The following is a 22,056-nucleotide window of genomic DNA, read 5'->3' on the forward strand; positions in this document are numbered from 1 at the left end:
TCTTGATTCCCCCAGGTGTGTCCAAAGGTGGGCCGAATTTGAGGAATTCACATCAGGACGGGTGTACTTGCAAGAGCTGCTTTGCGCAATCAATGGGGAAATGGATTGATGAGCTAGGAACAAGAACAGTATCAGGAGAATGGCAGATTTTTGGAACGATCACTTACGCCACTCGCAACTATCCCTGGCGGAGAGGTTTTCCGACTAGTGGCAATGGCCGCCCGCATCCCGACTTCGCGCACAATTTTTTTACGCGTTTTGTGAACCATCTCGAATCCGACCTCAGAACAAGAGTGGACTATGTGGTCGCCGATCAGTTTGGGGAAATCGGGGGCCGATTTCATCAACACGCAATATTGGCAGCTTGCGGGCTTGACCGTTACTCACGTACTGAGCTTTGGAAGTGGGTGCAGGAAAAAGCCGGATGGAATCGAATTCTCCCATTTGAACGCGGAGCAGCGTTTTACATTTCGCGTTACATCGGCCGAGATGCACACAAGTGCGACTGGAATTTCCGTGTCGGCGAAATGGATTCCTCTCTGACCACTCCTAAGCCCGCTCCCGGAAAAACTGTCCTTGTGCAAAGTGCTCCTGTCGAGAAGGCGTTTTATCACGCGGGCTTCCACAGAAGAAAGAGGTAATCAGATGAAAAATGCAGTTCCCATTGAAATTCACATTGACGGTAGCGGAGCAAGGCCAGACGGCAAGGGTTCTGGTTTTGCGTGGATACAGCCGCAGAGCGGAAAGAGCGAAATTATTCAAAAAGACCATCTGACAAATAATCAAGCAGAATACAACGGCTTGTTAGCGGCCCTCAGCTCATTACCCCCAAAGAGCGCAGCCCTTGTATTTACAGATTCTCAAATTGTCTCCGAACAATTTAATGGACGTTATCAGGTGCATGATTCCGCTTTGCGCGAATTGCTGACTGAGATCAAAGGACTGATTCGAAGAAATTCTCTGAAGGTTTCTGTTAAGTGGATTCCGCGCAGAGCGAACCTAGCCGATGGACTGCTCAAGAGAGGTCTGCAACGTAACGTTGGGGAGATTTCCCTTTGACTGCTCATCTTCCATGTTTCTTGTGCAGAGCCGACCTCGAAATAAGGAAGGACAAAAACGGGAAGCGATACTTCATTTGTGACGAGTGCGGAGTCCAGGCGTTTGTCAGGCGCAAAACAGGAATTTCCCGCCTTGCAAAACTCGTGCGTCAATTGAAAAAGGGAAATTCAAAAGGAATTCGGGAAAATAAATCCCCGTTTGAAATCGGCGCAATACTCACCGAAATTGACGAACTCAAAAAGCAAATCAAAAAACTGAAAGCAAAGAGCGGATTGTTCTCTGCGGATCGCAACTCAAGGCGAATCGCGGCAGCATTACAAGAGCGAGTAAATGCTTTGTTATCAATGCTGGAAAAGCACGCAAAAAACGTGCGGCCAATTGCAAAAACAAAAAACATTTCTTAATTCTTTTTGGAATAAGCGTGAATATACTTCCAATCGCGGAAAAGCAACGGCAGCCAGACCAGTTAGGAGGCTGGCAAAAAGAGATGGCACGCCGTCGCTATCAAAAAGGAAGTTTGCGAATACGCGGCAAAATAAATCAGGTTTGGGAGTTGCTTTGGCGGGAGGATTACATAAAGGAAAACGGAACGATTGGCCGGCGATTGGCTTCCAAGGTCATCGGCCCGGTTCGCCAGTTTACACGCCGACAAGCGTGGAAACTTGCAGAGGAATTCCTGCGCCCGCTGAATCAAGGGAAGATCACGCCCCATTCGACAATACTCTTTCGGGAATTTGTCGAACGGTATTTTATTCCGAATGTGTTTCCGACCTTGAAACTGCCAACCCAGACGCGTTATCGCCGCACACTCAAAAACCATCTATTACCTGCTTTTGGGGAATATCGCCTTTGCGAACTTGGCACTCTGGACATTCAATCGTTTGCGCTCAAGAAATTGGAGAGCGGATTAGGTTCGGCTTCCGCCGACCTTTTCAAAAACCTGATGTCCAAAATTTTTGCCACAGCAAAAAAGTGGAACTATTTCGCGGGCGAAAATCCTGCAAGCGGAGTGGAATTACCGGAATACAAACCAGTGAAACAGAGGCACATTCTCACTGCGGAACAAATCCCGGTGCTGCTGGACGCACTAAGAGAGCCTTATCGCACAATGGTTCTTTTGGCGCTTCTCACAGGCTTACGAGTCGCAGAGATTCTAGGTCTCAGGTGGGAGGATGTGGATTTTTCCTCTTCCGTCCTATCGGTAAGCCAGAGGTGCTATCGCGGTCAGATGGACACTCCAAAAACCAAAAACAGCAAACGATCACTTCCTTTGCCCCTGCCGTGTGTGGAAGCACTGAAACGGCATCGGGCAAAGCAACAAACCCCGGACGGCCCCGGACTGGTTTTTCAGACAAGCAACGGGACTCCGTACGGAGATACAAACATCCTTCACAGAGAGCTAAAACCCGCCGGAAAGAAGATCGGCGCTCCCTGGCTGAGCTGGCACACCTTCAGACGGACTCACGCAACGTTATTGCAGTTCGTGGGCGGGAGTCTGAAAGACGCGCAAGCGCAGTTAGGGCATTCCAAACTCTCTACCACGCTCGACTTCTACACATTCGAGATTCCCGCGCATCAGCGCGAGGCAGTTCAGAGATTAGGGGAATTGTTGACTAATGTTGACGAATCTCGCCAATCCGTCCAAAAACTGCCGCTGCCTACCCAGCAGATTCAATGAGTTAAGTGGTAGGCCCGAATGGACTCGAACCATCGACCTCTTCCGTGTCAAGGAAGCGCTCTAACCAACTGAGCTACGGGCCTAGAGATACAGGATGGCGTCTTTTATTCTAACATCTCTTGCTGAGAGTTCGCCCAAATGCCCCTCGAAAAAGCTGGCGTCCCATCTCGCAGAAACCTTGATAGACTGACCCCATCGGCATGAAAAATCTTCTGGTTATTGGTGATTCGGTTCTCTGGGGCCAGGGTCTGGCGCATGAGCACAAGACCGCCAGCATCCTGGCGGAGCATTTAGGTGTGGAGATGGAGATGCTGGCCCATTCCGGGGCCAAAATTGGTTTTCGTGATTCATATACGGTCACGATGCCCTCCGCCGAAGTCCCATGTTTTTTCCCAACGATCCTGCAACAGCTCCAGGAATTCAATGGCGATCCCGCGAGCGTGCAATGGATGCTGATGAATGGCGGCATCAATGACGTGGAGATCCAGCGCGTCTTCAATCCCATGATCCCTCAATACGAGCTTGAGTTGCACATACGCAACCATTGCGGACGCGATCTGCTGGAAATCCTGCAACTGGCAGCGCAGAAATTCCCAAATGCCCGGATTCTGCTTCTTGGATACTATCCCGCGTTGAGCCATCTGAGCCGCGCTGAAGGCGTGGAAAGCCTGTATTCACTGGTCCATGGGGTGAAATTTGGCCCACTTTTTCATGCTGACCTGTTCCGCAATCAAGTGGTGGAGCATTGCGTGCGCTTCTGGAAGCTCTCTACCGGCCTTTTTCGGAGCGCTGTGGAGCATGTGAACCGCGAGGCAGGCTCGCAACGTGCCATCTTCGTCGATTCCGGCATGGAAGAAGCCAACGCGGCATATGCGCCGGAGTCGTTATTGTGGGAATGCGAATCGAACGATCCAGACAAGGCTCCGGACCACGCCTTGGCGGAACGCCGCGTGGCGTACGAACTGGTGGGGGCCGGCGATCTACAGAAGAACCAGGTGTTGCTATCAGCGGTGGGGCACCCAAATATCGCCGGCGCGGCAAGAATGGCCGAGCAATGTATCAGGGCTGCGGCTGCAGCGCGCTTCGTACCGGCAGCAGGTTAGCCGTGTAGCTGCGCAGTCTCATCTGACTTTAGCGGCGGTCGAAATCTCCCTCCACGCCCATAAAGAGCGTTCCATCCCCTTTTTGAACTTCGTACTGCACGATTGTTCCGCAGGCCCACCCGTCGAGGACGACTCCTTCACCCCGGCTGTGCCGTACTTTGTCTCCGATTGCGAACTTGAAGGCCTGACGGTCATTCGGACTTGCTGAGGATCTTTTCTCCGCCCAGAAAAGTCTGTTTGAACGGTCCCACGCCAAAAACCTGCAGGATCGCGCCGTCTTCAGAATAGGCGAAATGCGGCATTTGCCTGGGCATGAAGCTGTACGCACCCACCGTGAAGGGCCGAAGCTTGGAGCGGTCAAAGGTTTCTCCATGGGCCGGCTCCCATTTGCCCTGGACAATAGTTACGTGCTCGTCTTCAGGGTGGAAATGGGGTGGAACAATCATCCCGGGCAGCTCGCGGATATGGATCACATAAATGCCGCCGGGTTTGTGTGGATCGCCCGAAACCACTTCACCGTCAATCCCCATTGGCCCAAAGATCCACGATGAAGGGGCGCGTCTGGTTCCTGTCATCGCGTTCGCGGCCGGAAAGTGTTTGCCAGCAACACAAGTGCAACCAATACAAGGTGCGCCAGATGAGGTCTCATGCGTCAACCTCCTGCGTAGAGAAACCGTTCCCCTTGTGCGGAAGCACTCTAATACAACTCCAGACCGGTTAACGCTTAGGTCCGCCCCGTGATAACCTTAAGTGCGTTTCCCATGCAATCTGCTTAAGCCGCTGGCGCACCCAAGGACCCGAGAAACAATGAACTCCGGACAGCTCGTCCTGGTTACACTGCAAAATCCGCGAGAAAAATTCTGGGGCATGCTATTGGCGTTGACGCCAGCAGGGGCCAGCTTGCGCGGAGTGGACTTGCAGTCGTTTGACGATTTTATGCAGATGGTAAAAGCAGGCGAAGCCACGGCGGCCAACACCGTTTTCTTCCCTATGCATCGCGTGCAGCGAATGGAAGTGGATGCCCGCAATGGGGGATTGCCGTCTCTGGCGGATCAGTTTGCGGCGAAGACCGGATTTGATGTGACTAAATTTTTTCAGGACCCGCAGTGATGCTTCGCCAACTGAAGTCCGCGCCCAATTTGCTCACGCTGTTGCGTCTGATCTTTGTTCCATTCGTGGTGGTGGCCATCCAGCAGCAGAAATATGCCTGGGCGCTGGGAATATTTGTGGTTGCGGGGATCACTGACCTCCTGGACGGTTTGCTGGCGCGCGTGCTGAAACAGAAAACCACGTTGGGCCAATATCTTGACCCTATTGCCGACAAGCTGTTGCTGAGCACGATGTTCCTGATGCTCTCAATAGCGCATATTATTCGCTGGCCGGTCACCATCCTTGTGTTCAGCCGTGACATTATCATCCTGATTGTCTGCACATTGCTCTACGCCACTGGAACGATGAGGATCTTCCGTCCGACTTGGTTCGGAAAAGCAAACACAGCGGTGCAGATTTTGAGTGTGCCGCTGGCGCTCATCTACCAGATCAATTTTTCAAACTGGGCCCGCCTTGGGAAGCGCTGGAGCATTTACGCCACGGTGGCCCTGACTACGATATCCGGTGTTCATTATGTGTTGCGCCTGGCGCTTGACCTGCGCTCCGCTGGGAACAAGCAGGACAGCCACGACACGGCCAGCAGCACATAAAATCCTTTCTTTGCGCTAACGGACAATACACCAACGGTTTAGCCCAAGTTGCAGATAGCGCTGATGTCCCGTGCTATGATCGGCGCAATCCCCGTTTAGGGCCTATTCCGAGCCATATTCCGGTGTCCCCCCAAAGGCAATTTGCGCGATGGAAACGATGCACCAACTAGGCCGTTATGAGATCGTCGCTGAGCTTGGACGCGGCGCGATGGGCGCAGTGTTTCGCGCGCGCGACCCAAAAATCGACCGCACAGTGGCCATCAAGACGATCGCGGTTCCGGCTTCATCCAAGCATGATGCCGAACATTACCGTCAACGATTCTTCCGGGAAGCGCAGGCTGCGGGGCGCTTGTCACATCCGGGAATTGTGACCATCTATGATGTGGGTGAGGACGAGGCAACGCACACGCCATTCATTGTGATGGAGTGCGTTGAAGGCGATTCGCTGGACCGTGTGGTTGCCGCGACAGCGGCAACGAAGTTGCCACGCGAGATCGCGCTAAAACTGCTGCGGCAGATTGCTGAAGCCCTGGATTACGCGCACAGGCAGGCAATTGTTCATCGTGACATCAAGCCCGCGAACATCATGGTTACGGCTGAAGGCCAGCCGAAGATAGCAGACTTTGGCATTGCCAAGGTGGCAATGGCAGAAACAACTCTGCCCGGCCATGTTGTGGGGACACCAGCATATATGTCTCCGGAGCAACTCAACGGCAAGGCAGTGGATGGGCGCTCAGATCTTTTTTCTTTGGGCGTGATTGCTTACTGGCTACTGACCGGCGTGAAGCCGTTTGATGGCGATACGCTCACTGAAATCTGCGTTCAGGTGGTAACAAAGGAGCCTGCGCCGCCCAGCGAGATCGAGCCGGGGCTTAATATCGATGTTGATTATGTGTTAAGCCGCGCGCTGGCCAAAGATCCTGCCATGCGCTACCAAAGCGGCAGCGAAATGGCGGCAGACCTGGACGATCTGAGCGCAGGAAAGAAACCGAGCTCGGTAGTTCAGTCGGCGAAGACGCAAGTCGTTCCGCACATTGGTGTGATCTCATCATCGCAAGGGAATGCGGCAACGGGCGTGGCCACTGCGCGGGCCCCTCAGGCCGCGGCAGAGAAAAGCGGACGGAGCCGGAGAACGTTGCTGATCTATCTAACGGCGGCAGTACTTCTCTTGATCGCCGGCGCCGGTCTTTTGGCTTTGAGCTTTAACCATTCAAAGCCGGCAACGCTGCAGATTATGGGACAGTATCCATTCCAGAGCGGCGAGATTTATATATGGGTGGATGGCGACCTGCGTTATCACGATGAACTGCACGGTATTGCAAGTCCCCGGCTGAGGTCTTCACATAATCCCACGGCGAATGAGAGCCTGGGTATCACGCTGCCGGTAACGGCGGGGCGGCATACTGTACGCATACAGGTGGACGCTGAAGGACAAATCTACGACCATGACACTGCCATTCCGGGCTACTTCCGGGCGTATAGCCAGAAGACCCTGATGGTGGACTTTTCCAGCCGAAATCTTGCCCTGCGATGGGACTGAAATCTAATGACCCGTTGGTGAAGGCAAGGCGGGCTTAGCCAATCACAAAAGCGTTTCTGAATAACTCAATATCCGCCTCGAGACCTGGTTCGAAATAAACGCTCACAATGTCAAAACGGAATGGCGCGTCTTTCTTGATCTTGCGCAGGAATTCACGGGCCACGTGGGAGAGATCGCGCTGTTTGTCCGCATCCACGGCGGCTTCTGCGGGCATTATGTTGCGCGTGGTGCGGGTCTTAACTTCAATAAAGCACAAGGTTGAGCCGTCCCAGCCAACCAGGTCGAGCTCACTGCGGCTGCGCGGGCTTCGGTAGTTGCGCGCGATAATCACGTAGCCATGCTTGCGTAGATGGAAGTATGCGGCTTCCTCGCCGCGGCGTCCGGTGTGGAGATGCTGCGGGCCAGAATCTTTGCGCGGCAAGAGCCGGGCGAAGGAATCAAGAGCGCGAAGCGTGAGCCGGGTAAGCGTGCCTGAAGAAGACATAAAGATAGCCGCGAATCAACGCAAATGAACACGAATCATATCAAATCTTGTTTTTGATTCGCGTTTTCGCGCTAATTCGCGGCTGGGTCCTTATTTGTTTTCTTTCTCGACGATGCCAATGCACTCTTCCAGCACGTCCATGGCTATGTCCGCTTGTTCCTGTGTTACAACGAGCGGCGGCGCAATGCGGATGGAATTTTCACCGGCGCCCAGAAACAGCAGGCCGCGCTCAAATGCCAGTTCAACAATGCGGTCACGCTCGTCATGGGCGATAGCCTTGGTCTTTTTGTTTTTTACGATTTCCACGCCGATCATCAGGCCGCGGCCGCGCACGTCTCCGACCATGGGATGAGTCTTTACCCAGCCGCTCAGGCGCTTCATCATGTGCTCGCCGACAACTTCCACGTTCTTGATGGCTTCGCTTTCCAGAACGTCCATGGTCGCCATGGCAGCTTCAATGCACACAGGATTCCCACCGAATGTCGATGCATGCGATCCGGGGACCCAGTCCATAAGTTCCGCGCGGGCCAGCATCACGCCCAGCGGCATACCGGAGGCAATTCCCTTAGCGATGGTAATGATGTCCGGCTCAACGCCGGTGTGCTGGATGGCCCACCATTTTCCGCTGCGTCCCGCGCCGCTCTGGACTTCATCGGCAACGAGCAGGATGCCGTGCTGATCGCAAATGCGGCGCAATTCGCGCATGAATTTCGTAGGAGCAGGCAGATATCCGCCTTCGCCCTGGATCGGTTCAATAAAGATCGCAGCGCATTCTTCCGGGGGCATGATGGTCTTGAAGACGCGGTCTTCAATAAAGCTTACGCACTCAGCAATGTGTTCTTCCGCCGTCATACCTTCCGGTTTGCGATAGACATTTGGATATGGCACGTGCGCCACGCCCGGGACCACGGGGAAAAAGCGGCGGCGCTGCTGCGCCTTGGACGCGGTGAGTGAGAGCGCGCCCATGGTGCGTCCGTGGAACGCGCCGTAAAAGGCGATGATGCCCTGGCGCTTGGTGTGATAGCGGGCCAGCTTCATTGCAGCTTCCACGGCTTCTGTGCCGGAGTTGCCGTAATAAGCGCGGATCGGGCCGCTCATGGGGGCAACTTTGCTTAGGCGCTGCGCCAGCGTGATCATACTTTCGTAGTAGAAGTCGGTGCCGGACATGTGAATCAATTCGGCGGCCTGCTTCTGGATTGCCGCCACGACCTTGGGGTGGCAGTGTCCGGTGGAAACTACGGCGATCCCGGCGGAGAAATCCAGGAATTCATTGCCATCAACGTCCTCAACAATCACGCCGCGGCCGCGCTTGGCCACCAGCGGATAGGAGCGTGTGTACGAAGGGGAAATATACTGCGCGTCGCCCTGCAGGACGGCCTGCGCCTTGGGGCCGGGCAGTTTGGTGCGAATCTTGGGACCGGCGGCGGAAATAGTCTGCGTTGCCATGTTCATCCTCTTTTCAGTGGTTGCGTGTGGATGCCTTCGGTCCTGAGCGGTTTAACAGCATTCAGGCCGATGAAAGAGTGAGGACGTAGGGGAAGATTAGTCGCCGGCGAAAAGGTTGGCGCGGGCGTGCGATGGCAGCACAGCCAGGTAGCGGCGAGGGCAGACAAGAAAATCCACCCAACACGCGAGAGACCGCTTGGGCGTGCGCGTTGCGAACCACAATGTGCTGCGTGAAGCCATGTGCATCTCTATTATAGCCTGAAAACAACCGCGAAATGGCACGCGGTTGACGGTTACCAGAGTGCATTTCCATGCTTGATTCGTGCCTTCCAGTTATTTCGCATCGACAGGACTGGCAGAAGCGTCACATGATGAATAGATAACTCATGATTGCAGCCCCACAAAATCGGTCACGAATCATTGTGGCGTTTGCCCTGCTCTATGTCCTTTGGGGCTCCACCTATCTGGCCATGCGGGTGATTGTGCGGGACATGCCGCCCTATGTGGCGGGGACTGTCCGCTATCTGATTGCGGGGCCGATCATGCTGGTGGCCTGCGCGCTGATGGGAAGAAAAATCAGCCTCACGCGCCGCGACCTGAAGCAACTGCTGGTGATCTCGATTCTGCTGCTCTCCACGGGCAACATTGGAGTGCTTTGGGGGGAAGTGTATGTTTCCAGTGGGCTGGCATCACTGATCGTGGCTCTGGTGCCGATTTGGGTCGTAATGATTGAGGCATGGGTCTTCCGCGCGGGCCGCATGACCGCCAAAGGGTTGATCGGGCTGGCGGTAGGGATTGTCGGCTTGCTGGTGCTGCTGTGGCCGCGGATTACCGCTGGCACGCACCTGGGTCACCTTGAGCTCATTGGATCAGGGATTCTGGCTGGGGCATCGTTTTTCTGGGCATTGGGATCAGTGTTTTCCCATCGTTTCAACCTGACGGTAGATGTATTTGCTTCCGCTGCCTGGCAGATGACGCTGGCGGGTTCCATAAACGGCGTTATCGCGCTGCTGACTGGACAGTTCCAGAAAACTCACTGGAGCACACCGGCGCTGAGCGGCATTGCATATCTTGTGGTGTTCGGATCGTGGATTGGTTACTCGTCCTACATTTATCTGCTGGAGCATGTTCCTACGCCAAAGGTGGCGACCTATGCGTACGTGAATCCCATTGTGGCAGTCTTTCTGGGCTGGATTATTTTGCGCGAGCATGTAGATCTTTACATGCTTTTGGGGACGGCGATTATTATCGCCTCGGTAGCGCTCGTTAACACGTCACGACTAAAGCATGAACCCATTGATATCCCAGTGAGCGAAGAGACTTGCCCGAAGACTGTGAATGTGGCGGGAGACTGAGGGGAATTGGTAATTGAGTGATTTGGTAATTGGGTAATTGAAAAGCTGGATTGTCGATGTTTTTTTCGGTGTTCATTTACCAAATTACGAATTTACCCATTTACCAAATTTCATTATTTCCTCTTCCATCTTGTTCCATCCTTGGTGTCCTCTACCAGGATCCCAGCGTCGGCAAGCTGCTTGCGGATGGCATCGGAACGAGCGAAGTCGCGGGCTTTTTTGGCGGCATTGCGTTCTTCGATCAGGAGATTAACGTCGGCATCTGAGATAGCATCTGGGATATCGGAGTCTTTAAGGATGCCGTGGGACCGGGCCCATTCCATGGCGGCCTTCATCTTTTCCGCGTCATCATCTTTCAGTACCGCAAAGATTTCATCGAATTGGTGCAAGGCTTCCAGCAGGGGCGTCTTGTCGCCTTCGCGAAGTTCGCCGCGATCAGCGAGGATGTTGGCTTCGCGCACCATGTCAAAGATCGCCGCCGAGGCATACGCGGTGTTCAGGTCGTCTTCCATGCCGGCGCGCATTTCCCTTTTAGCTTGGGCTGCCGCTTCCTGCGCAACTGGATTGCTCCCCGCAGGAAGCTGAGACATTCGAATACGGGCATCAAAAGTGCGCAGCCGCTCCACGGATTTTGCGCCTTGCTCCAGGCCGGCAAACGTGAAGTTCAGCTGCTTGCGGTATGGAACTGAAGTGAGCAGGAAACGAATAGCGGATGGCTTATGGCCTTTTACCAGCAGATCGCGCAGAGTATAGAAATTGCCCAGACTCTTTGACATCTTCTCGCCTTCCACCAGAAGAAAGCGCACGTGCATCCAGTGGCGTGCAAAAATCTTGCCGGTCAGCGATTCTGATTGCGCGATTTCATTTTCATGATGCGGGAAGGTCAGGTCTTCGCCGCCGGCATGCAGATCAAAACTATCGCCCAGATATTTCATTGACATCACGGAGCACTCGATGTGCCAGCCTGGACGCCCCGGCCCGATAGGACTCTCCCAGAAGGCCTCGCCTTCCTTAGGGGCTTTCCACAGGGCAAAATCACGGGCACTGTCTTTCTCGTACTCATCCACATCCACGCGCGCGCCATCTTCCATGCCGGCGAAATCTTTCTTTGAGAGCTTGCCGTACTCAGGGAATTTGGCGATGCGAAAATAATAGGAACCATCTTCAGTGCGGTAAGCAATACCTTTCTTTTCAAGCTTGGCGATGAATTCCGCCATTTCCTTAATATGTTCGGTGGCCCGCACCAATTTTTCCGGACGCTCGATGTTCAGAGAACCCATATCTTCCAGAAATGCCTCTTCGTATTTGCGCGTGTACTCCTGGACTGTCTTCTTGTCGCGCGCCGCATTGCGGATGATCTTGTCATCCACGTCAGTAATGTTCATGACGTGCTGTAGCTTGAAGCCGCTCTGGCGGAGGAAGCGACGCAGGATATCGACTGCAATAAACGTGCGGAAGTTGCCAATATGGCCGTAGTCATACACGGTGGGGCCGCAGGCATACATGCGAACGGTATTGTCCGCGGCTGGAGCAAACTCCTCCACCTTGCCGGAGAGCGTATTGTAGAGTCGAAGAGGCAAACCGAAATTGTAGCAAAGACGACGCGACGCTGGCCCGGCAGGTCTATTCCTTCGCCATAAACGGTGAGAGTTGTAAGATAGTAGCCGTGCCTGAGCTGAGAAAAGACCCTGTTACCGGACGCTGGGTGATTATTTCCACTGACCGTTCCAAGCGTCCCGGAGATTTTTCCCGCGAGCGTGTGGTTCTAAAGGGCGGATTCTGCCCGTTCTGCCCTGGAAATGAAAGCACAACGCCGCCAGAAATATTGGCTTATCGCCCCGGCGAGAACACGCGACCGGACACCACCGGGTGGAACTTGCGCGTGGTGCCCAATAAATTTCCCGCATTGGGAATTGAGGGCGATCTGGACCGGCAAGCGGATGGAATGTTTGACAAGATGAACGGCGTAGGCGCGCATGAAGTTGTGATCGAAACGCCCGATCATGGCGAAACCCTGGCAACCATGCCACTAAAACGCGTGGAAGACATGCTGTGGGCGTTTCGCGACCGCATCCTGGACCTGAAGCAGGACCGAAGGTTCAAATACATCCTGGTTTTTAAAAACCATGGGGAAGCCGCCGGCGCGTCCCTGGAGCACCCGCATTCGCAGATAATCGCGCTGCCGATCCTGCCCAAGCAGGTAGTGGAAGAGCTTGAGGGCGCCCGGCGTTATTTTGCCAACAAAGAGCGATGTATCTTCTGCGACATCATCCGGCAGGAAACAGAGGCGCAGGTGCGTGTTGCGGCGGAAAACCAAGATTTTGTGACGCTATGCCCGTACGCGCCGCGGTTTCCGTTTGAGACGTGGATCCTGCCCAAGAGGCATGAGTCTGCGTTTGAGAACTCGCCTTCCACGATGTATGAGAACCTGGCCCGCATGCTGCGCACGGTACTGAGCAAGGCAGTGCGCGTGCTGGATAATCCAGCCTACAACCTGGTGGTGCACAGCTCACCCATGCAGGAAAATACCAATGACTTCTATCATTGGCACCTGGAAATTATCCCCAAACTAACGAAGACGGCAGGATTTGAGTGGGGCACCGGTTTCTATATCAACCCGACACCTCCGGAGGAAGCAGCCAAGTTTTTGCGAGAGGCGAAAGTAACGGAGCCGCAGCCGGTGGGAGTGTAATCTCAAGCCGGAGCGAGAGAACCCTTTGGCTAATGGAGATTTCAAGGACCACGCATCCCGACAAATGAACGCAAATGCAAAGGACTGTTGGGCATCGTGGAGGACCGGGAGATCCTGGAAGGCCATAGTGATCCCTCGCTCCGCTCGGGACTGCGGAAAAAGCTCCGCTCGAGACTTCAAAAAAAAGTGCGCTCCGGAGATCCTACTTCAAGGAAGAAACTTCCCTAAGGTTCTTTACCAGCTCAATTATCCGGCCGGCAACGTAATCAATCTCTGCTTCAGTGTTGAAACGTCCAATGCCGAAGCGTATCGCGCTTCCGGCAGCTTCGTCGCTCAGGCCGAGTGCCTTGAGAACATAGGAAGCGTGGGTCTTGCCGGAGGAGCACGCTGATCCGCTGGAAAGCGCAACGTCGTTCAAACCGGTCAACAGTGTTTCACCGTCAACCTCCAAAAAACTCATATTTAAATTACCAGGTAGCCTGTGCTCCATGGATCCGTTAATGGTTACTTGATCCAGTCCTGCGACAAGGCGATCGCGAAGACGGTTACGCAGGCCAGCGATGCGGCAACTCTCTTCCGGCATTTCTGCATGGGCGATTTCACAAGTTCTGCCAAAGCCAACAATGCCGGGAACATTGAGGGTGCCGGAACGCAACCCGTTTTCATGGCCGCCGCCGTCGATTAAAGGAACAAGCTGCCCGGCTACGTTCTGGCGGACGTAAAGTGCGCCACAACCTTTGGGCCCATAAAGCTTGTGCGCTGTCAGGGAGGCCAGATCAAGATTGGCTCGGTTGACATCCAGCGGGACCTTGCCCAGAGCCTGCACGGCGTCTGAGTGGAAAAGCACACCGCGCTCACGGCAGAGGCGGCCGATTTCTTCAATAGGCTGGATTACGCCTGTTTCGTTGTTGGCGGCCATGATGCTGACAAGGATCGTGCGATCCGTGAACGCATCTCTGAGTTGGTCGAGATCAATGAGGCCGTCACGGCCAACGGGCAGGTACGTAACACGACAGCCGCTTTTTTCCAGATGCTTGCAACTATCAAGGACCGCCTTGTGCTCCGTAACGGCGGTGATAATGTGGTCGCCTTTTTCGCGGCAACCTTCCGCCACGCCTTTCAGGGCCAGGTTATCGCTTTCAGTGGCTCCTGAAGTGAAAACAATTTCCTGGGGCAATGCGCCTATTGAGGCGGCAATCTGTCGGCGGGCTTTTTCCACGGCGGCAGCGGCTTCCCATCCGAAGGAGTGACTGTTGCTGGCAGCGTTGCCAAAGCGCGAGGTGAAAAAAGGCATCATGGCTTCCAGCACGCGCGGATCGAGCGGCGTGGTGGCGTGATTATCCAGGTAGATCGGAAACTTGATTGTGCCGGAAGAAAGACCGTTGCTGCTCATCAGAGATGATTTTACTAAAAGCGGCAGGATTTGATTGGCAGAGAAACAATAAAAAAGCCCGCCAGCGAACTGGCGGGCTGAAAGGTTCGTTACATCAACTGAAAGTTAGAACCGGTAGGTCAAACCAAAGTTGATGCGGCGAGTACCGCCATTGAATCCCGGATAGGCCGTAGCTGTGGTCCTGGGATCACCGAAACCATTGAACGAGCCAAACTGTCCTGCGTCATCCAGGAACGGATCAACGCTGGAGAAGTTCTGGTGGTTAAATACGTTCTGGAAATCGGCGCGGAATTCAAACGAGTTGTGTTCGCTTATTCTAAAGCGCTTCAACACCGATGCATTGGCGACGTTGGAAATCGCGTCCTGCACCACGTTGCGCGGAGTATTGCCAAACGGCGTGCCAAACACACCCTGCGCCGTGGCAGCATTGATGATAAACCGCACCTGGTTATTCGTGACGTTCACGAAGTTGCAGGGTGTGGTCGGGGTGGCAGGGTTGTTGGAGTTATTAAAGCAAGTCTGGCCAATAGCCGTCATACTGATCAATGAAGTATCAGTAAAGCCGGCCGGGCAAGAAATGCCAGTCACCGTGGGCAGATCACCGCAGAACACGCCGACGCTGGTTTGCGGAGCGCTCAGGTTGCCCAGGAATGGCCGTGCCTGATCGACGCCGCCGCCGTTGAAGGCGATGAGGAAGTTCGCGTCAAAATAGTCGCCATTCGAGCCAAACGCGGCATCACCCAGTTGTGCAGGCGTGTAGCGCTGTCCGGAGGCGAGAACATAATTAGCATTCACTACCCATCCTCCCAGCACGTGTCCAATAAACCCGTGCTGCTCTTTGAAGAAGGGAATCTCTTCCGTAGCGGTGATTGTCCACTGGTGAGGAATATCCAGACCTGAGAACGAACGTTCCCCGGAATTGGTGTTGAACGGATTCTGTGCAAACGGAACAGTCGTGGCGCCGCCAAACGTCGCAAAGATTTCGGACACATTGTCCAACGTCTTGGCGAACGTGTAACCGGTGCGGATTGTCAGCTGTTTGAACAGATTGTTGGCGCGGAATTCGGTTTGCAATGCATTGTAATCCGAGCTGCCGCCGTTAATGCGGTTGCGCTGGATGCCCTGGTTGCAGTTAACTCGTCCGACAGCAGAGGCTACAACCGCCTGACTGGCCGGGCAAGGAGTTATGCCAGCCGGCACCAGGTTCGGGAAATCCGTCAGCAGATCGGCAACGAACGGATTTGCGTTGACGCTCTGGAACAGATCGAGTGCGTGGTTGCCGGCGTAACGAACTTCGACGGCGGAATTCTTACTGAGCTCGCGCTCAAAACCCAACGACCAGGAGTGAACACGATCAGGTCCGAAGTCCGGAGACAAGCTGGTGTCCGCAAACTGGCGCGGATCGAAGACGCCTTTCGCCAGGAAGCTGCTATAGAGTGACCGTACGTTCGTGCCGTTCGGGACCGCAGGCAGCGGCTTGCTGGCGGCCGCGGCTCCGCTAAATGACTGCAGGAACACTTCCGGCGCTGAAGACGACATGTTGATGTAAATGTTGTAGAACGGCGGGTCATAGAGCAGACGATATCCGCCGCGGATGGTTGTCTTTCCATTGCCGGTCAGGAAGCCGCCCCACTGGGGAGAATAGGCGAAGCCTACGCTCGGACCAAAGCTGTTCTTGGGCGCCGGGAAGGTTGGAAATGTGCGGGCGGAAAGAGGAATCGCCTGGCCATTGATAGGGCTAGCCGGGTCACCTGTGGTGGTCGGTGAACTGGTACTGGCCCACAGGGCGGTTGCCGGGTTGGACTCACGCGGAACTGTAATCTGGTTAAACAGGTTCGCGGGCTGGCCGTAATAAGACCAAGTGAGCCCCAGGTTCACGGTGAGGTGCTGGCCGATTTTCCAGTCATCTCCGGCATAAATAAAGGTGTCATGCTCACGGAAGTCCAGCGTCGGATCACCCGCTGCCAGAGCAAGGGTCCTGGGGGTGTTGGTCAGCAGGGAGCCCCAGTTCTGGAACTGAAATACACCATTGAGGTTGGGCAAGAAGACATTGGGTGAACGCTGGAAGGTATAGTTCACGCCTGCTTTAAAGGTGTGCTTGCCCATCACAAAGTTCCAGTTGTCCTGCGCCTGCCACGTGTTGACGATGCGGCTCTGGGGCAGGTTATTTGCGGTTCCCACAGCAAGGAAGCCGGGGGTGCGGAACGTGATCCTTGAAACCGCCGTGCCTACCGCGTCAGCAGTGGGAACGGAGCCCAGGGTATTGCCGCCGAAGTCAACATTGAGGCGGTTGAAGCCTACACGCATCTCATTGACCATTCTGCTGGAGAGGTTATGCGTCCAACCTACCAGGATGGCCTGGCTCAACGCCGGAACGCTTACCGGATAGCCGGCAGCTCCATCACCGAAATCAATGTTGAAGTTGTTTCCGCGATTAAACAGGTAACGGGCCATGAAGTTGTCATTGCCGCGCTGATAGTCGACGCGGTTGGTGAAGTTGAAGCCGTGGAACGGGGTCTGCACAATGCGCTGGACCTGAGCAAAATCAATGCCCAGACAGGCCGGACTCACGTCAACCGGAGTATTGCCGACCGGGGTCGGATTGCCGGCAGAGATGCTGTATGGCCCCACTTTGTTGTAGGCAGCCAGCCCGGTGCTTCCAGGAGCGCATGCCGCCAGTTGTGCCAGTCCCGCAGGAGTGGGCGCAAAGCCGGAACTCTGGAAAATGGATTTGGTAGAGATAAGTTCCTGGTCAAAGCCGCCGAAGAAGAACACCTTGTTCTTCACGATGGGTCCGCCCACTGTGAATCCACCAAATTCATCATTCAATCGTGGTTGCTCGGTCAGGTTATTGCCTGCCGCATCGGTGATAAAACCCTGCCTCTGACTATTGTTCAGCGAGTTGAGAATCGAGTTATTCTCACTCTCATAAACGCTTCCATGCCAGGCATTGCCGCCGGACTTGGTGATGATGTTAACAACGGAACCAGCATTGCGGCCATATTCCGGGCCGAAATTGTTGGTAACGAGCACGTATTGCTGCACAAATTCCGTGTCGCTGACAAACAGCCCGGGGCCGCCGACGCTGTTGTCGTTGTTATTTTGGCCGTCAATCTGCTGGTCATTGTTGCGACCGCGCAGACCATTGGAGGAGAATCCCTGACCACCGTTTGTGTTAGAGAACCCGTTGTCGCGAACCGAGACAACGCCGGGCACAAACAATGCCAGGTTATCCAATCCCTGGTTCTCCTGGATGCCGGCGAAGGTTGTCAGTGTGGTGCCGGAAAAGGTGTTGGTGACTTGCGCCTGAGTGGTTTCAATCAGAGGAGCCGTGGCGGCAACCTCAATCGTGGTGCTGGCCTCACCGACTGAGAGCTTAAGCGCGCCCAAGCCACGGTCCTGGCCGGCTACAACGAGAATGTCATTTTGCTGTACTGTTTTGAACCCCTGGGCTGAGACCTCGATCTTGTAAGTGCCGGCAGGGATAAGATTAAACCGGAACGAGCCGGAATTATCAGTTGTAGTTGCCAATGCAGTGCCAGTGGCCACGTTCGTGGCTTTTACTTGCGCACCCGAGACTACCGCGCCCTGCTGGTCAACCGCTGTGCCGGAGATAGAACCCTTCAGCACCTGACCAAAAGACGGGATGCACAACGCCAAGCATGTGGCGACCAGTATTAATTTGTCGCGCAGTTTACGATTCATCCTTTGCATCTCCATAGTTTTCAGTTTTGAGAGCATTACAAACACATGATCCCGTCACGCACGGGAACACATGTTATCTCTGGAATGTATTGCAACTGGCGTTCCTCAATGATCTGTCTTTGTTATCAATGGTTTAAGAGGAAAAAGGCGCACCCAAATCCACAATAGTGGATTTTAAAGGGATGAATATTCAAAATTTGGAAGAAATTGGATTTTTATCTTGGTTCAGGTGGAAAACTTGGGAGATCCACAGGCCTGTCTGACATCCGAAAACGTGTCCGGAAGTGCTCTGAAATCAACGAGACAGCGTCTTTGTTCCGCTGCGGGTCCTGCTGGATCAAATACTTCATGGCTTCCACCAACAGGCGCTGTCCTTCCACATAGCGTGGGTCCGGTTTCCTCGGCTTCGCCTTGCGACGTGCTGGATCCGGCATTTCAGGCTTAATTGGAAGGGTTAAAACTTTGGCCACAAATACACCTCAGTCCCGCTTATTCAGATGCTGCCACCGGCCCATATGTGGCGAAAAATCGGCCTAACGATGCGAAAATCGACGGGAACCGATGCCTTTAATCCTCAGATCCTGCGCCTTAGCCTCGTTCCCTCTGATTTTAAACCCGCAGGACGCGCCCACGCTATGAATGTTTTTATTATTGGGGCTTGATTGTCTTGGTGTTTCCGTTTGTTTTCAGACGGAAAACGTCCTCTGGCACCTTTTCGTTCAGCTTCATATTGGTGTAATGGGCCACCCGATAGTCACCTGAAAGCTCAAAGAATTGCTGCTTTAGCAAAATGTCCCGGTCCGGATCAATCCACAAAATGATCCTGTTATACGTTTGCCGGACTTTTTCTTTTTTGGGCGTCAGATCAAGCTTGGCTGTCTTTACGCCGTCCACCATTTCCCAGTCATCCATTTTCACGGCGTAGTCGCGTTGCAATTCGTCGCCGCTGGCGCCAAACCCCAGGCTCAAAAAAGCTTCCACGTCAGACTTGTTTTTGCCCACGTTCCGCTCAGTCACCTGATTGATTTTCTTTTCGTAGATCCGCAGTACCCCATCTTTGTAAACCACCTGCTTGGGCGCCGATCCGCCAATGTCAAACGCGGCATCCACGCCGCCTTTTGTCCGGCGAAAGTAAATGCGGCCTTTCTGTGTGTCTGTGTCGTCCGTCAGCTTCTGGTATGACTGAAACTCAAAATCTCCCTCCGCCGACTTAAACTTGGTCGACGACTGGTTCATCTTTGCCAGCACCGTGGCCAGATCGCCGGACGCGGCAGCGGGCTGCCCTGCGCTGGTTTGCTGTTCAGAAGACGCCAAGGCTTTCGCTGGCTTTTTCGATTTACTGCCGTATGCGCTTGCCATCAGTATCAGGCAGCACAAGGCCGCAAGCGCGGGCCTCAAGTATGTCCATCGTGAACACCGGCGGTCAGATTTCATGGCTAATAGTTTTCCACTTTCTGTGCGCAGATAAGTTCAAGAAAGATTCAGGCGATTTCTTAAAGCCGTTTCGCTTTTCTCCGCATGTCGTCAATGCGGCCCAATTCGATCCAAAGTTTCTCTGCGAAACGTCCACCCGCGAACACTGATTACTTCTTTGAACGCCTTGGGCTGTGAAGATTTGTCTTGTGGACGCCTACCGTCTGTGCACCCAGCCGCGATACGCCACCACGTGCCCGTTTCCATCACGCACTTGCTCCACGCGTTCCACGGTCACCGGGCCGGTAATCGGCCTCAGGACACGCTGGAAATTCGCGCGCACCATGCCTTCGTCCTGGGCATCCACGGCGGCGGCATCCACCTCAAACATCTTTCCATCTGCGCTTGCAACAATGCCAGTAGGATGCTGTTCTTGGATACGCGGTTTGTCTTTGAAATCAATGTAACGCGGCGCAATAAAGATAAACGCCAGTATCAGCGTGACCATTACGTCGTAATGGAAGCTTCCCCGCGCGTAGGTCCAGAACAGATAGCCCTTTAACGTGCGCCCAATGCGAGACATGTGAATAGTTTATTCAGTTACCGGGGCTAAACGCAAAGAATAACCAGGAGAAAGCTGAGTAATCTCCCGAAATCGGGTGATCCCTTGATCGCGCGTGACCAGGTGATCAAAAGGCATAGCTCTCAATGGAACGCAGAGTTAAACGGACGTAAACGTTGGCACCCGCTTCTTCTGTTCCTCCGTGTTTCAAGGATTTTGCTTTTGGTCCTGGTCCGATCAGTGGTATCAGTGTTGATCAGTGGTAAGCATCTTCCCGGTTTTAATCCGTGTGATCCGTGTTCATCCGTGGTGAGGTTTTACTTTTGATCCGAGGCCAATCAGCGTTCATCAGCGGTAAGGTTTTGGTTTTCCGATTCCGCGCGATGTCGGCGATGACGTGCTATCACGGCGATCCCTGATCAGTGTCATCCGTGCTAATCAGTTGTAAGTTTTGATTTGGATCCGCGATCATCCGCGTTAAACCCTGTTCTGGTTTTCTCCGTGCCTCTGTGTCTCCGTGGTAGGTTTTGCTAGAACTTTTTCGCCGTGATCCGTTCCGCCCCCACATACTTTCTCAACGCTTCAGGGATTACCACGCTGCCGTCGGCCTGTTGATAGTTTTCCATGATCGCTAGCCACGTCCGCCCAATCGCCAACCCGCTGCCGTTAAGCGTGTGCACATACTCGCTCTTCTTGCTGCCCTCCAGACGAAATCTGATGTTCGCCCGCCGAGCCTGATAAGCCTCAAAATTTGAGCAGGAAGAAATCTCGCGATATAGGTTTTGCCCTGGCAGCCAGACTTCAAGATCGTAAGTTTTTGCTGAAGCCGCGCTCATATCTCCTGTGCATAGCAGCATCACGCGATACGGCAGGCCCAGAGCCTGAAGCACGCTTTCGGCATCGCGCGTGAGCTGCTCATGCTGCTCGTAAGATTGCTCTGGCCGCGTGAACTTTACCAGCTCAACTTTCTGGAACTGGTGCTGCCGGATGATTCCGCGCACGTCTTTTCCATACGACCCAGCCTCGCTGCGGAAGCACGGCGTATATCCCGTGACGGAAAGCGGCAGCCGCGCCGCGTCAATCGTCTCGTCGCGATAAAGATTGGTCAGCGGCACTTCCGCCGTGGGAATCAGCCACAGGTCTCTTTCATATTGTAGCGTTGTCAAAGGTACGTTGTTTTTGAGAGCTGCTTCCCCACCCATATTATCGAGGAGTGCAAGGTCCACCGTCCCTGTACCAACTTTGACAATTTTATAAAGTTCTCCAGGCTGCCCACCCATGGTGAGAGTCACTACTTCGTCGATTTTGGGAACATGATACGGATTTGCCTCAAATCGGTCTGTTGGCACCTTGAATAAATCCTGGGCGAATTTCGGCAACTGGCCGGTGCCATACATCGAATCGGAATTCGCCAAGTAAGGGGGCAGCACTTCGGTATAGCCGTGCTCGCTGGTGTGCAGGTCGAGCATAAAGTTGGCCAGAGCCCGCTCCAGCTTGGCGCCCAGGTCCCAATAGACGGCGAACCTCGCGCCAGTGAGCTTGACGGCGCGTTTCATGTCCAGCACTCCCAACTGCTCGCCCAGCTCCCAGTGTGGCTTGGGCTTAAAGCTGAACTTCGGCAACTCTGTAAGCTCGTTTCCTGCCGCGTCGATACCGAACCATTTCCGAACTTCCTTGTTGTCCTCAGCCGATGTGCCCTTCGGCACCAACTCATGCGGCACGTTGGGAATCCCAGCCAGCAGCATGCGCAATTCTTTGTCGATTGCCGCTGCTTGCCGCTCCAGTTCATCGCCCTGTATTCGCAACGCTCGTGTCTGCTCCATCTCCGCGCTGGCATCCTGCCCGGCCTTTTTCAGCCGCGCGATCTCTTCTGATGCGCGATTGCGTTGCGCCTTCAATGTCTCGGACTGGGTAATCAGGGCTCGA

General features: G+C 54.2%; 19 protein-coding genes and 1 tRNA gene. 9 read left to right on the top strand and 11 right to left on the bottom strand.

The features are described 5' to 3' along the window. Positions 1-645 precede the first annotated feature (645 nt). From LAO76_14770 to LAO76_14780, 3 genes are read left to right on the top strand one after another with little or no spacing between them, the layout of a single operon-like run. Positions 646-1,059: a reverse transcriptase-like protein gene (locus LAO76_14770; GenBank protein MBZ5492191.1), complete on the top strand. Its 414-nt coding sequence runs from the start codon at positions 646-648 to the stop codon at positions 1,057-1,059. Then, the gene (locus LAO76_14775; GenBank protein MBZ5492192.1) at positions 1,056-1,463 is read left to right on the top strand and encodes a hypothetical protein; all 408 of its coding nucleotides are present in this window, start codon (positions 1,056-1,058) and stop codon (positions 1,461-1,463) included. Before LAO76_14770 ends, LAO76_14775 begins: the two co-directional genes overlap by 4 nt. A 17-nt stretch (positions 1,464-1,480) precedes the next feature. Then, positions 1,481-2,737, top strand: coding sequence for a site-specific integrase (locus LAO76_14780; protein ID MBZ5492193.1), 1,257 nt, complete (start codon positions 1,481-1,483; stop codon positions 2,735-2,737). Positions 2,738-2,743: 6 nt separating this feature from the next. On the opposite strand, the gene LAO76_14785 is transcribed toward LAO76_14780, so the two are convergent. Further along, positions 2,744-2,820, bottom strand: a tRNA-Val gene (locus LAO76_14785). A gap of 117 nt (positions 2,821-2,937) precedes the next feature. Between LAO76_14785 and LAO76_14790 the strand changes: the two genes are divergently transcribed. After that, positions 2,938-3,840, top strand: a complete 903-nt coding sequence (locus LAO76_14790) for a hypothetical protein (GenBank protein ID MBZ5492194.1) — start codon at positions 2,938-2,940, stop codon at positions 3,838-3,840. A gap of 191 nt (positions 3,841-4,031) precedes the next feature. Here the strand turns inward: LAO76_14790 and LAO76_14795 are convergent, their stop codons facing one another. Further along, positions 4,032-4,370, bottom strand: coding sequence for a cupin domain-containing protein (locus LAO76_14795; protein ID MBZ5492195.1), 339 nt, complete (start codon positions 4,368-4,370; stop codon positions 4,032-4,034). Between the two features lie 277 nt (positions 4,371-4,647). Here LAO76_14795 and LAO76_14800 point away from each other — a divergent pair, with 277 nt between their 5' ends. The 3 genes from LAO76_14800 to LAO76_14810 all read left to right on the top strand — a co-directional run bounded on the left by LAO76_14800 (position 4,648) and on the right by LAO76_14810 (position 7,080). Next, positions 4,648-4,950: a hypothetical protein gene (locus tag LAO76_14800; GenBank protein ID MBZ5492196.1), complete on the top strand. Its 303-nt coding sequence runs from the start codon at positions 4,648-4,650 to the stop codon at positions 4,948-4,950. Continuing rightward, entirely contained in the window at positions 4,950-5,540 is a 591-nt protein-coding gene (locus LAO76_14805) for a CDP-alcohol phosphatidyltransferase family protein (protein ID MBZ5492197.1), read from the top strand. Before LAO76_14800 ends, LAO76_14805 begins: the two co-directional genes overlap by 1 nt. A 157-nt stretch (positions 5,541-5,697) precedes the next feature. Continuing rightward, complete coding sequence (locus tag LAO76_14810) at positions 5,698-7,080, top strand: serine/threonine protein kinase (protein ID MBZ5492198.1); 1,383 nt, start codon at positions 5,698-5,700, stop codon at positions 7,078-7,080. A 34-nt stretch (positions 7,081-7,114) separates the two neighbouring features. Here LAO76_14810 and LAO76_14815 read toward each other — a convergent pair whose 3' ends face one another. The 3 genes from LAO76_14815 to LAO76_14825 form a co-directional block, all read right to left on the bottom strand. Further along, entirely contained in the window at positions 7,115-7,564 is a 450-nt protein-coding gene (locus LAO76_14815; GenBank protein MBZ5492199.1) for a YraN family protein, read from the bottom strand. A gap of 90 nt (positions 7,565-7,654) precedes the next feature. Further along, a complete protein-coding gene (locus tag LAO76_14820; GenBank protein MBZ5492200.1) occupies positions 7,655-9,010 on the bottom strand; it encodes an acetyl ornithine aminotransferase family protein in 1,356 nt (451 codons plus the stop codon). A 96-nt stretch (positions 9,011-9,106) separates the two neighbouring features. Beyond that, the gene (locus LAO76_14825) at positions 9,107-9,250 is read right to left on the bottom strand and encodes a hypothetical protein (protein ID MBZ5492201.1); all 144 of its coding nucleotides are present in this window, start codon (positions 9,248-9,250) and stop codon (positions 9,107-9,109) included. Between the two features lie 146 nt (positions 9,251-9,396). On the opposite strand from LAO76_14825, the gene LAO76_14830 reads away from it, so the two are divergent. Next, the gene (locus LAO76_14830) at positions 9,397-10,365 is read left to right on the top strand and encodes an EamA family transporter (protein ID MBZ5492202.1); all 969 of its coding nucleotides are present in this window, start codon (positions 9,397-9,399) and stop codon (positions 10,363-10,365) included. A gap of 113 nt (positions 10,366-10,478) precedes the next feature. On the opposite strand, the gene cysS is transcribed toward LAO76_14830, so the two are convergent. Beyond that, the gene (cysS, locus tag LAO76_14835) at positions 10,479-11,945 is read right to left on the bottom strand and encodes a cysteine--tRNA ligase (GenBank protein MBZ5492203.1); all 1,467 of its coding nucleotides are present in this window, start codon (positions 11,943-11,945) and stop codon (positions 10,479-10,481) included. An 86-nt stretch (positions 11,946-12,031) separates the two neighbouring features. On the opposite strand from cysS, the gene galT reads away from it, so the two are divergent. Beyond that, positions 12,032-13,057, top strand: coding sequence for a galactose-1-phosphate uridylyltransferase (gene galT, locus LAO76_14840; protein ID MBZ5492204.1), 1,026 nt, complete (start codon positions 12,032-12,034; stop codon positions 13,055-13,057). Positions 13,058-13,259: 202 nt separating this feature from the next. On the opposite strand, the gene LAO76_14845 is transcribed toward galT, so the two are convergent. The 5 genes from LAO76_14845 to serS all read right to left on the bottom strand — a co-directional run bounded on the left by LAO76_14845 (position 13,260) and on the right by serS (position 21,527). Continuing rightward, the gene (locus LAO76_14845) at positions 13,260-14,420 is read right to left on the bottom strand and encodes an IscS subfamily cysteine desulfurase (GenBank protein MBZ5492205.1); all 1,161 of its coding nucleotides are present in this window, start codon (positions 14,418-14,420) and stop codon (positions 13,260-13,262) included. A gap of 135 nt (positions 14,421-14,555) precedes the next feature. After that, complete coding sequence (locus tag LAO76_14850; protein ID MBZ5492206.1) at positions 14,556-18,155, bottom strand: carboxypeptidase regulatory-like domain-containing protein; 3,600 nt, start codon at positions 18,153-18,155, stop codon at positions 14,556-14,558. A gap of 648 nt (positions 18,156-18,803) precedes the next feature. Continuing rightward, a complete protein-coding gene (locus LAO76_14855) occupies positions 18,804-19,589 on the bottom strand; it encodes an outer membrane lipoprotein carrier protein LolA (protein ID MBZ5492207.1) in 786 nt (261 codons plus the stop codon). A gap of 196 nt (positions 19,590-19,785) precedes the next feature. Next, positions 19,786-20,151 (bottom strand): hypothetical protein, encoded by a 366-nt coding sequence (locus LAO76_14860; protein MBZ5492208.1) that lies wholly within the window; start codon positions 20,149-20,151, stop codon positions 19,786-19,788. A 509-nt stretch (positions 20,152-20,660) separates the two neighbouring features. Continuing rightward, positions 20,661-21,527, bottom strand: coding sequence for a serine--tRNA ligase (gene serS, locus LAO76_14865; protein ID MBZ5492209.1), 867 nt, complete (start codon positions 21,525-21,527; stop codon positions 20,661-20,663). Positions 21,528-22,056: the final 529 nt, after the last annotated feature.

The sequence above is a fragment of the Terriglobia bacterium genome (assembly GCA_020072645.1).
Taxonomy (GTDB): Bacteria; Acidobacteriota; Terriglobia; order Terriglobales; family Acidobacteriaceae; genus Angelobacter.

Excerpts from the sequence above, each read along its gene's own strand:
- LAO76_14770 (MBZ5492191.1), top strand. The coding sequence starts at position 646 with ATGAAAAATGCAGTTCCCATTGAAATTCACATTGACGGTAGCGGAGCA.
- LAO76_14790 (MBZ5492194.1), top strand. The coding sequence starts at position 2,938 with ATGAAAAATCTTCTGGTTATTGGTGATTCGGTTCTCTGGGGCCAGGGT.
- LAO76_14795 (MBZ5492195.1), bottom strand. The coding sequence starts at position 4,370 with ATGGGGATTGACGGTGAAGTGGTTTCGGGCGATCCACACAAACCCGGC.
- LAO76_14800 (MBZ5492196.1), top strand. The coding sequence starts at position 4,648 with ATGAACTCCGGACAGCTCGTCCTGGTTACACTGCAAAATCCGCGAGAA.
- LAO76_14805 (MBZ5492197.1), top strand. The coding sequence starts at position 4,950 with ATGCTTCGCCAACTGAAGTCCGCGCCCAATTTGCTCACGCTGTTGCGT.
- LAO76_14810 (MBZ5492198.1), top strand. The coding sequence starts at position 5,698 with ATGCACCAACTAGGCCGTTATGAGATCGTCGCTGAGCTTGGACGCGGC.
- LAO76_14815 (MBZ5492199.1), bottom strand. The coding sequence starts at position 7,564 with ATGTCTTCTTCAGGCACGCTTACCCGGCTCACGCTTCGCGCTCTTGAT.
- LAO76_14820 (MBZ5492200.1), bottom strand. The coding sequence starts at position 9,010 with ATGGCAACGCAGACTATTTCCGCCGCCGGTCCCAAGATTCGCACCAAA.
- LAO76_14825 (MBZ5492201.1), bottom strand. The coding sequence starts at position 9,250 with ATGGCTTCACGCAGCACATTGTGGTTCGCAACGCGCACGCCCAAGCGG.
- LAO76_14830 (MBZ5492202.1), top strand. The coding sequence starts at position 9,397 with ATGATTGCAGCCCCACAAAATCGGTCACGAATCATTGTGGCGTTTGCC.
- LAO76_14850 (MBZ5492206.1), bottom strand. The coding sequence starts at position 18,155 with ATGAATCGTAAACTGCGCGACAAATTAATACTGGTCGCCACATGCTTG.
- LAO76_14855 (MBZ5492207.1), bottom strand. The coding sequence starts at position 19,589 with ATGAAATCTGACCGCCGGTGTTCACGATGGACATACTTGAGGCCCGCG.
- LAO76_14860 (MBZ5492208.1), bottom strand. The coding sequence starts at position 20,151 with ATGTCTCGCATTGGGCGCACGTTAAAGGGCTATCTGTTCTGGACCTAC.
- serS (MBZ5492209.1), bottom strand. The coding sequence starts at position 21,527 with ATGTATGGCACCGGCCAGTTGCCGAAATTCGCCCAGGATTTATTCAAG.